Here is an 11837-nt window from a genome sequence, read left to right as displayed (position 1 = left end):
GCCGTAGCAGAGCTAACGAAACGGTTGCGCCCCTGGATGGTCAAGTCTTGATCACGAGCTTCGGGTTGGCCGCCAGATACGCGTCGGCCCGGCCGGCCCGCAGCTCGGTGATGAACTTCCGGCCGACCGAGGTGAGCTGTTCACCCCGGTAGTCGCTGCCCCGGCCGACTCCGCTGCCCGGCAGCGCCACCAGGGTCATCGTCTCGGGGCGGAGCCGGCTCAGCGCGTATCCGAAGTCGACGATGTCGGAACCGCTGCCGCTGGTGAAGGTCAGCGCGTCGCCGAGCGAGCCGACCACCTGGCGTACCCGTTCGGGGTGCCGGGCCAGGTCCTGGCCGAGGATCTTCACCAGCATCGCCTTGATGAGCTGCTGCTGGTGCCGCTGCCGGGTGTACGCGCCACCGGCCGTGTAGCGCTGCCGGGCGTAGTCCAGCGCCTGCCAGCCGGTCATCGTCCGGCGGCCCTTCTCGTAGACCATCTGCGGTCCGACGTAACCGCCGCCGCGCAGTTCGCGGTGCGTACCGTCCGGTTCCCGGTGCTGCGAGACCACCCGCTGGTCGACGTAGAGCTGTACCCCGCCGAGGGCGTCGACCAGGTTGTCGAAGCCGCCGAAGGTGAGCACCGCACCCGCGTCGAACCGCTTGATCCCGGTGTACGCGCTCACCGTCGCGGAGAGCAGTTGGAAGCCCTGCGTGCTGCTCGGGCGCTTGTTCTTCCCTGGCACCCGGCTGCCGTAGCTCATCGCGTGGGTGAGTTTCGTCCGCTCGCCGGGAAAGTTCGCCTTGGGGAAGCGCGGGATGTCGACCACCAGGTCGCGGGGGAGGGCGAACAGGTAGGCCCGGTCGAGTTCCTTCGTGACGTGCAGGATCAGCACCGCGTCGGCGTGCGGTTCCCAGTCCGGTTTGCTGACCCGGGTGTCGACGCCGACCAGCAGCAGGTTGAGCGGTCCCTCGATGTCGGCACCGGGCTCCGGGGTCGGGCTCGGCGTGGGCGACGGCGCGGCCGAGGTCGGTGCCGGGGTACTGGGTCGGGCCGCCGGAGCCGGATCGGAGCCGCCTGCCCAGAAGCGCTCGGCCGCGTACGCCGTACCGGCCAGCAGCACCGCGACCGCGACGATCGCGCCGAGCCAGACGATCCGGCGCCGTTTCGGCCTGCCGCCGTCGCCGGGCACCGGCCCGTCGCCGTTTCCGGGTACGCCGGTAGCGCTTTCCCCGTGTTCTGCCACGCGTCCACTTCCCCTCGGCCGTGCGATCTGCCAGGACCGGCCGTTACTTGAGACGCATCGTCGGCCCGCCGACGTTGCACCGCCGGAAGCGCGGCAGCAGGAATGATGGCGCAGTTCCGGCCTGGTGCGGTAGCTACCGCTCGGTAATGATGGTCAGATGGGGCAAACCGCCGGCACCGATCCCACCGACGGCACCGACTCGCCCGCCGTCCCCACTCCCACCACCGTCCCTGCCACCACCGCCCCCGACGCCGACGCCGACGCCGACGCCGACGCCGACGCCGACGCCGCGGTCGACGTCGACGTCGTGGTCATCGGTTCCGGCTTCGGCGGCAGTGTGGCGGCGCTGCGCCTGGTCGAGAAGGGCTACTCGGTCCTCGTCCTGGAGGCGGGGCGGCGGTTCGCCGACCACGAGTTGCCGGAGACCTCCTGGCGGATCCGCCGGTTCCTCTGGGCACCCGCGCTGCGCTGCTACGGCATCCAGCGGATGACCCTGCTCCGCTCCGCCGGCCGCCGTGCCTCCGGGGCACGGCGCGGCGGCACGGCCCCGGCGAAGGTACTGGTGCTCTCCGGTGCCGGCGTCGGGGGCGGCTCGCTGGTCTACGCGAACACGCTCTACGAACCACTGCCCGGGTTCTACGCCGATCCACAGTGGCGGGACGTCACCGACTGGCGGGCCGAACTCGCCCCCCACTACGACCAGGCGAAACGGATGCTCGGCGTCACGACGTACCCGAAGGAGACCTCGGCGGACCGGGCGATGCGGGCGGTGGCCGACCGGATGGGGGTCGGGCACACCTTCACCGCCACCCCGGTCGGGGTCTACCTGGGCCGGCCGGGGGAGCGGGCGCCGGACCCCTACTTCGGCGGGGTCGGGCCGGAGCGGACCGGCTGCCTGCACTGCGGCGCATGCATGACCGGCTGCCGGCACGGCGCCAAGAACAGCCTGGTCAAGAACTACCTCTGGCTGGCCGAGCGGCTCGGCGCCGAGGTCCGCCCGCTGACCACGGCGACCGCGGTCCGGCCGGCGCCGTCGGGCACCGGCTACGAGATCGAGACGGTACGCACCGGAGCCTGGCCGATCCGGCACCGGCAGCGAATCCGGGCCGGTCAGGTGGTCTTCGCGGCCGGCGCGTTGCAGACCCAGCGGCTCCTGCACCGGATGCGCGCCACCGGGGCGCTGCCGCACCTCTCGCCCCGGCTCGGCGCGCTGACCCGGACCAACTCGGAGGCGATCCTCGGCGCCACGGTGCCGCTGCGGGCCGCCCGCCGGGACGGCGTCGACTTCACCGACGGGGTGGCGATCACCAGCTCCTTCCACCCCGACCCGGAGACCCACGTCGAGCCGGTCCGGTACGGCCACGGTGCCAACCTGATGGGACTGCTCCAATCGGCCCTGGTCGACGGCGGTCCGCGCCGGATCCGACGCTGGCTCGGCATCCTGGCCCGCCGACCGCTGACCTACCTGCCGCTGCTCTCGGTCCGGGACTGGTCCCGGCGTACCGTGATCGCGCTGGTCATGCAGTCGCTCGACAACTCGCTGACCGTGCACTACTCCCGCACCCGGCTCGGCTGGCGACGGCTGGCCACCACCACCGGCCACGGCGCCGCCAACCCGACCTGGATCCCGGCCGGCAACCAGGCCGTCCGGCTGCTCGCCGAGCAGGTCGGCGGCATCCCCGGTGGGTCGGTGACCGAGCCGTTCGACATGCCGGTCACCGCGCACCTGCTCGGCGGGGCGGTGATCGGGGCCACCGCCGCCGACGGGGTGGTCGATCCGTACCACCGGGTCTTCGGGCACCCGGGGCTGCACGTGCTGGACGGGGCGGCGGTCTCGGCCAACCTCGGGGTGAACCCGTCGCTGACCATCGCCGCCCAGGCGGAACGGGCGGTCTCGTACTGGCCGAACCGCGCCGACCCGGACCCCCGCCCGCCGCTCGGCACCGCGTACACCCGGATCGCGCCGGTGCCACCACGCCACCCGGCGGTCCCCGCCGACGCCCCGGCCGCGCTCCGCTGGTGACCCACCCACGGCCTCGCGCTGATCAACCAGGCCGACCGGGTCGGGGTCGGGGGCCGGATCGCCCGCGTCGGGATCAAGCCTGACCGCCCAGAGCGGGTGATCCGGCCCCCCGACCCCTCCCACGACGGCGCTCGCCCTCCCGTCGACCCCACCCCTCCCACGGGCGCTCGCCCTCCCCGCCGAGGCCCGACCCCGCCCACGACAGGAGCATCCCGTCACCGGCCCACGTTCCGCCCGGACACGGTGTCGCGGCAGTTTCCGGGTCGGGGGAGGCGCTGGGTAGGCTCCATACACATGAACACGCCGCGTCCGGTCCTGGTGGTGGACTTCGGAGCCCAGTACGCCCAGCTCATCGCCCGTCGCGTCCGGGAGGCCCGGGTCTACTCGGAGATCGTCCCGCACTCGATGCCGGTGGCCGAGATGCTGGCCAGGGATCCGGCCGCGATCATCCTCTCCGGCGGCCCGGCCAGCGTCTACGCGCCCGGCGCCCCGCAGGTCGACCCGAAGCTCTTCGACAGCGGCGTGCCGGTCTTCGGCATCTGCTACGGCTTCCAGGCGATGGCCCGGGCCCTCGGCGGCACCGTGGCGCACACCGGCGGCCGGGAGTACGGCGGCACCACCCTGCGGACCCGACCCGACGCGACCGGGACCGCCCTGCTCCGGGACCTTCCGGCCGAGCTGTCCGTCTGGATGAGCCACGGTGACTGTGTGACGGAGGCGCCGGACGGGTTCACCGTGACCGCCGAGTCCCCCGGGGCACCGGTGGCGGCCTTCGAGGATCTCGCCGGCCGCCGGGTCGGTACCCAGTTCCACCCCGAGGTGGGGCACACCGAGCAGGGCCAGCGGATGCTGGAGCGCTTCCTCTACGACGTGGCGGGGATCGCGCCGACCTGGACCCCGGAGAACATCATCTCCGACCAGATCGCCGAGATCCGCTCCCGGGTCGGCGACAAGGAGGTCATCTGCGGCCTCTCCGGCGGGGTCGACTCGGCGGTGGCCGCCGCGCTGGTGCACCAGGCCGTCGGGGACCAGCTCACCTGCGTCTTCGTCGATCATGGCCTGCTCCGGGCCGGCGAGGCCGAGCAGGTGGAGAAGGACTACGTCGCGGCCACCGGGATCAAACTCAAGGTGGTCGACGCGGCCGACCGGTTCCTCGGTGCGCTGGCCGGGGTGACCGACCCGGAGCAGAAGCGCAAGATCATCGGTCGGGAGTTCATCCGGGTCTTCGAGGCGGCGGCCCGGGAGGTGGCCGCCAGCGGCGACGTCGAGTTCCTGGTGCAGGGCACCCTCTATCCCGACGTGGTGGAGTCCGGCGGCGGCACCGGTACCGCCAACATCAAGTCGCACCACAACGTCGGCGGCCTGCCGGAGGATCTGAAGTTCTCGCTGGTCGAGCCGCTGCGCACGCTCTTCAAGGACGAGGTACGCCAACTCGGCCTGGCGCTGGGACTGCCCGAGGCGATGGTCTGGCGGCACCCGTTTCCCGGCCCCGGCCTGGCGATCCGGATCATCGGGGCGGTGGACCGGCAGCGGCTCGACCTGCTCCGGGCGGCGGATCTGATCGCCCGGGAGGAACTCACCGCCGCCGGTCTCGACCGGGACGTCTGGCAGTTCCCGGTGGTGCTGCTCGCCGACGTACGCAGCGTCGGGGTGCAGGGTGACGGACGCAGTTACGGGCACCCGGTGGTGCTCCGGCCGGTGTCGAGTTCCGACGCGATGACGGCGGACTGGTCCCGCCTGCCGTACGACGTCATCGCCCGGATCTCGACCCGGATCACCAACGAGGTCGCCGAGGTCAACCGGGTGGTGCTCGACGTGACGAGCAAGCCGCCGGGCACCATCGAGTGGGAGTGACCCCGGTTCAGGCCGGATAGCGCGGGTTCGGCGGGTTGTCGCCGAACGCCTCCGTCGGCTCGTCCGCGCCGGCCCGTCCGCCCGGAGCGGTCGCGTCCGTCTCCGTCCGCCCGGCCGTGGCCGCCGATCCGGTCGCGGGAGCCGTCGGGGCAGTCGTGTCTGTCTCCGCCTGGCCGGCCGTGGCCGCCGATCCGGTCGCGGGAGCCGTCGGGGCGGTCGCGTCCGTCTCCGTCCGCCCGACCGGGATCGTCGGTGCGCCGGCCGGAGCGGTAGCAGCGGCGGGAGCGCCGGCCGGAGCGGTAGGAGCCGCCGGGGCGGTGGGCGGCGTGGCCGGCATACCGGGGTACGGAGTGGTCGGCGTGCGGGTGGGCGGAGTGGTCGGCGTACCCGTCGGCCAGTTCGGCGGCCAGACCGGGCCGGCGCCGGGCGCCGGGTGCGGCCAGGCGGGGGCGTCGGCCGGCTCCTCCGGCATCAGGAACCAGAGCACCGGGTACGCCAGCAGGCCGAGCCCGCCGGTGAAGACGGCGACCGCGGCGAAGGCCACCCGGACCAGGGTGGGGTCGACGTTGAAGTAGCGGCCAAGTCCGCTGGCCACGCCGGCGATCATCCGGTCGGTGGTCGGCCGACGGAGCTGCTTGTACGGGGGCTGGGTAAGTGGTATCTGCGTCATGTCTCCACGGTCCATCGGTACGGCCGCCGTGTCCTCGGTGACCGCCCGGATAGCGACCCTGACGCTCCCCTGACCGGCGCCACCGCCTTCCCGACAGTCGGGGCAACTGTCAGGAATCCGACTCTTTTTGTGGCCGGGTCGGACGATCAAGGGAGAATTTGGTCCTGTGACCCCCGCGCTGGAACCGATCCGCAAGATCGCCGCGTACGCGATTTGCACCGATTCAACCGACCGCGTGCTCCTGGTCCGGGCCTCCTCCCGGTCCGGGACGCCCGGTGTCTGGTCGCTGCCCGGCGGCGCCGTCGACCACGGCGAGGACCCGAACCACACCGTCGTCCGCGAGACAGCCGCCGAGACCGGCCTCTCCGTCTCCGTCGTCGGTCTTCGGGACGTCCTCGCCGACATGAGATCGCTGCCGCACCGTGGCGTCACGATCCACACCGACCGCCTGCTCTACCGGGTCTCCGTGCGGGGCGGCACGCTCTGCGACCGGGTCGGCCAGTCGACCGACCTGGCCCGGTGGCACACCGTGGAAGAGGCCGAGAAGCTGCTGCTGCGGCCGTTCACCGCGCGCGCCCTCGGCCTGCCGAGCGGGCCGATCGACCTGCGGCCGGAGGAAGCGCCGGAGTTCCCGTCCTTCCACGCCGTACCCGGGCCGGACGGGCTGCACCGGGCCCAGCGCTTCGCGGCGTACGCGGTCGCCACCGACCCGGACGGCCGGGTGCTGCTGACCCGGGTCGCCGACGGCTATCCCGGGGCGGGCTGCTGGCACCTGCCCGGCGGCGGTACCGACTACGGCGAGCAGCCGGGCGCGGCACTGATCCGGGAACTCGTCGAGGAGACCGGCCAGTCCGGCCGGCTGGTAGAGCTGATCGGGGTGGCGAGCCACCGGGACGCCGCCTCGCTCGGCCCCGAGGGCTATCCGATCGACTGGCACGGCGTACGCGCCTTCTACCGGGTGGTCGTCGACTCGCCCGCCCCGCCGACCGTCGGTGACGTCGGCGGCTCCACCTCCGAGGCCCGCTGGTTCGGCCGGGAGGAGTTCGAGGCGCTCCCGGTGGACCGGTTGACCGAGGTGACCGCCGAGGCCGTCCAGGCGGCCCGGCTGGGCTGACCGGCACCCGCTTCCCGACCCGCCCGTGCCGGCTGCCGTGCCGACCGGCATGATCGGTGCGGCACGGGGGAAGGGGGTCGGCGGTGCGACGGCAACGGCGGATCGGGGCGTACGGGCTGTGTCGGGACGGTGAGTCGGTACTGCTCGCCAGGGGGTCCGCGACCTCACCCTTCCCCGGCGTCTGGCAACTGCCGGGGGGCGGCGTCGAGCACGGGGAACACCCGAGGACGGCGGTGCACCGCGAGTTCGTCGAGGAGACCGGGCTGACCGTCGCGGTGACCGGACTCCGGGCGGTAGTCGCCGACGTGGTCCGGCTGGCCGGCGTGGACGGGCCGGTGGCCGAGCACACCGACCGGATCGTCTACGACGTCGTACCGACCGGCGGCACGCTGCGCGCCGAGGCGGACGGCGGCACCGACGAGGTCGCCTGGATCGCCCTGGACGAGCTGGCCGGGCTGGCCCTGATGCCGTTCACCGCCGAGCTGCTCGGCCGCCCGGTGGACCCGCTGCCGGAGGGCGCCGCACCCGCGCCGGACGGGCCCGGGTCCGCACCGGAGGAGGCCGTTCGCCCGGCACCGGTCGACCGGCGTCAGCGTTTCGCGGCGTACGGGCTGGCCACCGATCCCACCGGCCGGATCCTGCTGGCCCGGATCGCGACCGGCTTTCCCGGCGCCGGCCGGTGGCACCTGCCCGGCGGCGGTACGGACCACGGCGAGCAGCCGGTCAGCGCGCTGCTGCGGGAGCTGGTCGAGGAGACCGGACAGCTCGGCCGGGTGACCGGACTGCTGCACGTGTCGCACCGGCACAACACCGCCGAGTTCGGCCCCGAGGGCCGGCCGCTGGACTGGCACGCGGTGCGGGTGATCTACCGGGTCGAGGTCGACGCGCCGACCGAGGCGAAGGTGACCGAGGCGGTGGGTGGCTCGACCGAGACCGCCGGCTGGTTCTCACCGGCGGACGTGGCGGAGCTGCCGCGTACCGAGGTGGTGGACGCGGCGTTGTCCCTGGTGTAGGGCGGGCGTCGGGCCGGGAACGGAACGCGAAAATCTCTGTCGAAACGATGGTTGTGACTGGTTCGGTTAGAGTTGCAGGCGGGCCGACGGACCTGCCGACCGGGGGATAGCGTCCCGGGATGGGGAGGTCTGAGCGCCTCGGGCGGTTCGGGGGAAATACCCCTTAGGTAGCTATCGCCAATCCCTGCCGCCTGTGCGATGGTGTAGGCCGCAATTGGTTGCCGGCCAAGGAGTCCCGGCGCCCGATGGCGCTTGGGCGGGCGCCGCCACGGTGGCGGACGAGTTGACCCGGTGATGGAGGAAACGTGCCGAGAGCCCCATGGCGTCGGCGTCGTACGTCGGACAGCCCGCGCCCGGCAGGGCGTCGCTGGGCGGGGCGGCTGCGCCGCAGCGGCACGTTCGCCCGGCAGGTGTTGCTGGTCCGGGTGGGACGCCGGGATCACGACCTGGACGAGGCCAGCCCCACCGCGCTCGTACGGCCCGACCGCCTCTTCCCCGAGGACTCCGCCCCGCTCGCCCCGTACGGCGTAGGCCGGCTGACCGCCGCCGAGATCGAGGCTGCCGTCCCGGTGAGCCCGGCCGTCGGCCCGGCCGACCCGGTCGACGCCCCCGGCCCGGCGATGGCGATCCCGCTGCTGCCCGGCGAGCGGACCATGCTGCGCCGGATCAAGTTCGCGGTGGTCAACGCCTGCACCCTGGCCAGCCTGACGCTCGGGCTGCTCGCCATCTTTCAGGCGATGCAGGGCGACGTGCGGGTCGCGGCATACTGCCTGATCGCCTGCGTGGCGTTCGACGGCCTCGACGGGGCGCTGGCCCGCAAGATGGGTGTGGCCAGCCCGTTCGGTGCCCAGATGGACTCGCTGGCCGACATGTGCTCGTTCGGCCTCGCCGCCCCGGTGGTGGTCTACGCGTCGCTGGTGGGCTCGGTCTCGACCGCGGCGGCCGGGGTGGCCTGCGCGCTCGTCGCGGCCTGCGCGGCGATCCGGCTCGCCCGGTTCAACGTCTCGCCGAAGGACGGGCGGTTCTTCTGCGGCGTGCCGACCACGATGGCGGCGGCGGTACTCGCCCTGGCGGTGCTGATCGGGCTGCCGGTCTCCGGCGAGGTACAGGTGGCCGGCGTGGGGCTGCTCGCCTTCGCCATGGTCTCCAGCTTCCCGTACGCCAAGCTGGCCCGCCTGATCAAGCTGCCGCCGTGGCTCTGGCTGGCCCCGGTGATCGGTGCCCTGGTCGACATCCGGCTCACCTTCGCGATCCTGGTGGTCGGTTACCTGGTCAGCGGGCCGCTGCTCTGGTGGCGCCAGCGCCGTACCGCCTGACCCGTCGCAGCCGGGCCGATCCGCCCGACGCCTGGCCCGGCCTCTTCTCCTCGGCCCTGCTCGACCGGGAGAGCGGGTCGCAGCCGGGCCGGTCCGTTCGGTGCCTGGCCCGGCCGGGGAGGCCGGGCCACGCTTCTGGTCAGCGCCAGCGGTCTGTCAGCGCCAGCGGGCGATCACGGAGGATCCGCCGATGACCCGCTCGCCCGGGCCGACCACCGGCTCGGCCACGTCGGCCGGCAGGTAGACGTCGGTGCGCGAGCCGAACCGGATCAGGCCGAACCGTTCGCCCCGGGCCAGCAGCGCGCCGATCGGCGCCCGCTGCACGATCCGCCGGGCGATCAGGCCGGTCCGCTGGGCCACCACCACGGTGCCGTGATCGGTGTCCAGCACCGTGTACGCGGCCACGTTGTGCTCCGCGTCCGGTTTCATCGCGGCCGCGAACCCGCCGTCGGCGACGAAGTAGTCGACCACCTTGCCGGCCACCGGCGAGCGGTTGACGTGCACGTCGAGGACGGAGAGGAAGACCGCGACCCGGAGGAACTCGCCGTCGCCGAAGCGCTCGTCCCGGAGCCGCTGCACCGAGAGCACCTGACCGTCGGCGGCGGCGACCACCGCCGACTCGTCGTCCGGGATGTCCCGCTCCGGGTCCCGGAAGAACGCGGCCACCGGGCCGGCGGCCAGCGCGGGCACCAGCCAGAGCCGGGACTTCGGCCGGGTGACCCGGGTGAGCGCGGCCAATCCGAGGGCGATACCTGCCGCCGCGACCCCGTTGGAGTCGATGTGCATCTGGCGGGTCAGCGGGATGCTCGACGTACGGTAGGCGGGCGCCAACCGGGCCGCCACCGAGACCTCGGCCGGGGTGAACCGGAGCCGGTGCGCGCGGACCGGAGGCTGGTTGACCAGCACGAGGTCGGTGCCGACGCCGAACAGCGCGCTCTGCCGTTCGAGTTCGCCGACCGCGCCCGGGGCCCGGCCGGGCAGCGCCGGCACCAGCACGCTGAGCACGCCACCGTCGGTCAGGTACTTGGCGAGTCCGTCCAGCGCGGTCCGGGTTTCCTCGGCGCTGCCGGCCAGCGGTTCCGCGGCGATCACCACGTCCGCCGCGTCCGCCTCGGCCAGCGAGTCGGCGACCCGTACCCGCTGGGCGGTCCACTGCCCGAGGGCCGTGACGTGGTCCCGGAGCTGGTCGGCGGCGAGCGCGTCCGCCGGCACCACGGTGAGTACGTCGCCGGGGAGCAGTGCGTCGACCGCCACGGCCAGTACGGACGAGTCGGTGGTGGCCCCGACCAGCAGGGTGGTCTTCGGACCCTGGTGCCGGGCCATCTCGGTGGTGAGGACGCGGGCGGCGCGCTCGCCGACGCGGACCGGACGGCCTGGGCCGGTGGCGCGTACGGCGGGGGACTGGGTCATCTCGGGCGGGCTCCTCGCGAGGTCAGGACGGGCGGCGCAGGCTACGCGGTGCAGCGGTTCCCGGCCGCTGGTATGGAACGTGGCCGGCGAAGGCGCGAACCTCCGCCGGCCAGTTTAGGCACGCCCTGACCGAGTCGCACTGATCGTGCGGGCCGCTCGTCGCGTCACGTGGGCCGCTCGTCGCGCCGGTCCGCCGGGGTGCCGTCCCCGGGCCGGTACCCGGCCGGCCGCTCCGGCTCCGTTCCGTCCTCGTCACCGCTCGTGGATGGGGGAAGGGACTCGGTGGGCGCCTGCGGGAACAGTTCGGCGGTGGGCCGCTCGAACGTGTCGCCGGTCGTCCGGTCGCCCGTGTCGCCCGTGTCGCCCGTCGTCCGGTCGCCCGTCGTCCGGTCGTCCGTGCCGCCCGTGGGCCGCTCGAACGGATCGCCGGTCGGCCGGTCGAACGAATCGGTCGGCCGGTCGAACTCCGTCGTGCGGTACAGGTCGGCGTCGCCGGTCGGGTCCCGGTCGAAAAGCGACCCGAGGGGCGCGTCGGCCGGGCCGAGGTCGGTGAGGTCGGTGCCGGTCGGCACGGCCGGGGATCCCGGGCCGGGCGCGGCCGGTACCGTCGCCGCCGGCCGCCGCCCGGACCGGTTGGCCCGGAGCGCGCCGACCAGGCCCAGCGTGCCGACCCCGATCAGACCCGCGGCCACCAGCCAGCCGAAGGCCGGCAGGGTGAGGTTCATCAGCTGCGCGAACAGCCACCAGGTGGCGACGCCGAGGAAGATCAGGGCGAACGTCAGCGACACCCCGTCGGTACGGTGCGCCTTCATCAAGAGCCGCCCGAGAAACCGCTGGCTTCAGCCATGGGGAGGAAAAGGCGGTTGTTGGTTGTCGGCATGGTGTCGACTCCTCTGCGGGGCCTGAACTGTCGGATGCGGCTGGGATGCTCGCGGGTGTGGAGGAGGTGGTGCGGTATACCTTCCGGTTGCGCCCTGGCGCGACCGTGGAGGCCGTGCTGTTGGCTGAGTGGGGGCGGTGTCGGTGGCTGTGGAACGAGGCCGTCCACCAGTACAGGACCGGCCGCAAACCCACCTTCGGCAAGCTGTCGAAGCTGCTGACCGCCGCCCGCGCCGGCTCGTCGTGGTTGCGGGACGGGTCTCAGGTCGTCCAGCAGCAGACGTTGCGTGGCTACGCTCTGGCCCTTCAGCAAGCACCGCCTCGGGTTGGGTG

The 11837-nt window shown here is 73.5% G+C and carries 9 protein-coding genes and 1 pseudogene; 6 read left to right on the top strand and 4 right to left on the bottom strand.

What is annotated here, in order from left to right; genetic code table 11:
* Positions 1–40: 40 nt before the first annotated feature.
* Positions 41–1171 (bottom strand): LCP family protein, encoded by a 1131-nt coding sequence (locus Pma05_RS27110; RefSeq protein ID WP_203860318.1) that lies wholly within the window; start codon positions 1169–1171, stop codon positions 41–43.
* Between the two features lie 211 nt (positions 1172–1382).
* Here Pma05_RS27110 and Pma05_RS27105 point away from each other — a divergent pair, with 211 nt between their 5' ends.
* Together Pma05_RS27105 and guaA are read left to right on the top strand one after the other, a co-directional pair.
* Positions 1383–3248, top strand: a complete 1866-nt coding sequence (locus Pma05_RS27105) for an FAD-dependent oxidoreductase (protein WP_203860316.1) — start codon at positions 1383–1385, stop codon at positions 3246–3248.
* Between the two features lie 294 nt (positions 3249–3542).
* Positions 3543–5102, top strand: a complete 1560-nt coding sequence (gene guaA / locus Pma05_RS27100; protein WP_203860315.1) for a glutamine-hydrolyzing GMP synthase — start codon at positions 3543–3545, stop codon at positions 5100–5102.
* 7 nt (positions 5103–5109) lie between these two features.
* Here guaA and Pma05_RS44080 read toward each other — a convergent pair whose 3' ends face one another.
* On the bottom strand, positions 5110–5772 hold the full coding sequence (locus tag Pma05_RS44080) for a PspC domain-containing protein (RefSeq protein WP_372441567.1): 663 nt from the start codon (positions 5770–5772) through the stop codon (positions 5110–5112).
* A 166-nt stretch (positions 5773–5938) separates the two neighbouring features.
* Between Pma05_RS44080 and Pma05_RS27090 the strand changes: the two genes are divergently transcribed.
* From Pma05_RS27090 to Pma05_RS27080, 3 genes are all read left to right on the top strand, one after another.
* Positions 5939–6886 (top strand): NUDIX domain-containing protein, encoded by a 948-nt coding sequence (locus Pma05_RS27090; protein ID WP_203860314.1) that lies wholly within the window; start codon positions 5939–5941, stop codon positions 6884–6886.
* Between the two features lie 83 nt (positions 6887–6969).
* Entirely contained in the window at positions 6970–7899 is a 930-nt protein-coding gene (locus Pma05_RS27085; protein ID WP_203860313.1) for an NUDIX hydrolase, read from the top strand.
* Between the two features lie 380 nt (positions 7900–8279).
* Positions 8280–9215, top strand: a complete 936-nt coding sequence (locus Pma05_RS27080; protein WP_203860317.1) for a CDP-alcohol phosphatidyltransferase family protein — start codon at positions 8280–8282, stop codon at positions 9213–9215.
* 156 nt (positions 9216–9371) lie between these two features.
* Here the strand turns inward: Pma05_RS27080 and Pma05_RS27075 are convergent, their stop codons facing one another.
* Both Pma05_RS27075 and Pma05_RS27070 read right to left on the bottom strand, forming a co-directional pair.
* Positions 9372–10625, bottom strand: a complete 1254-nt coding sequence (locus Pma05_RS27075) for a phosphatidylserine decarboxylase (RefSeq protein WP_203860312.1) — start codon at positions 10623–10625, stop codon at positions 9372–9374.
* A gap of 530 nt (positions 10626–11155) precedes the next feature.
* Positions 11156–11437 (bottom strand): annotated as a pseudogene (locus Pma05_RS27070) (hypothetical protein); the annotation flags it as partial.
* Between the two features lie 125 nt (positions 11438–11562).
* On the opposite strand from Pma05_RS27070, the gene Pma05_RS27065 reads away from it, so the two are divergent.
* On the top strand, positions 11563–11837 hold a 275-nt coding region (locus Pma05_RS27065), incomplete at its 3' end, for a hypothetical protein (protein WP_203860311.1).

Source organism: Plantactinospora mayteni (assembly GCF_016862935.1).
GTDB classification, from domain to species: domain Bacteria; phylum Actinomycetota; class Actinomycetes; order Mycobacteriales; family Micromonosporaceae; genus Plantactinospora; species Plantactinospora mayteni.
Note: the sequence above shows the minus strand (reverse complement) of the source record. Positions and strands in the feature narration are given on the sequence as shown.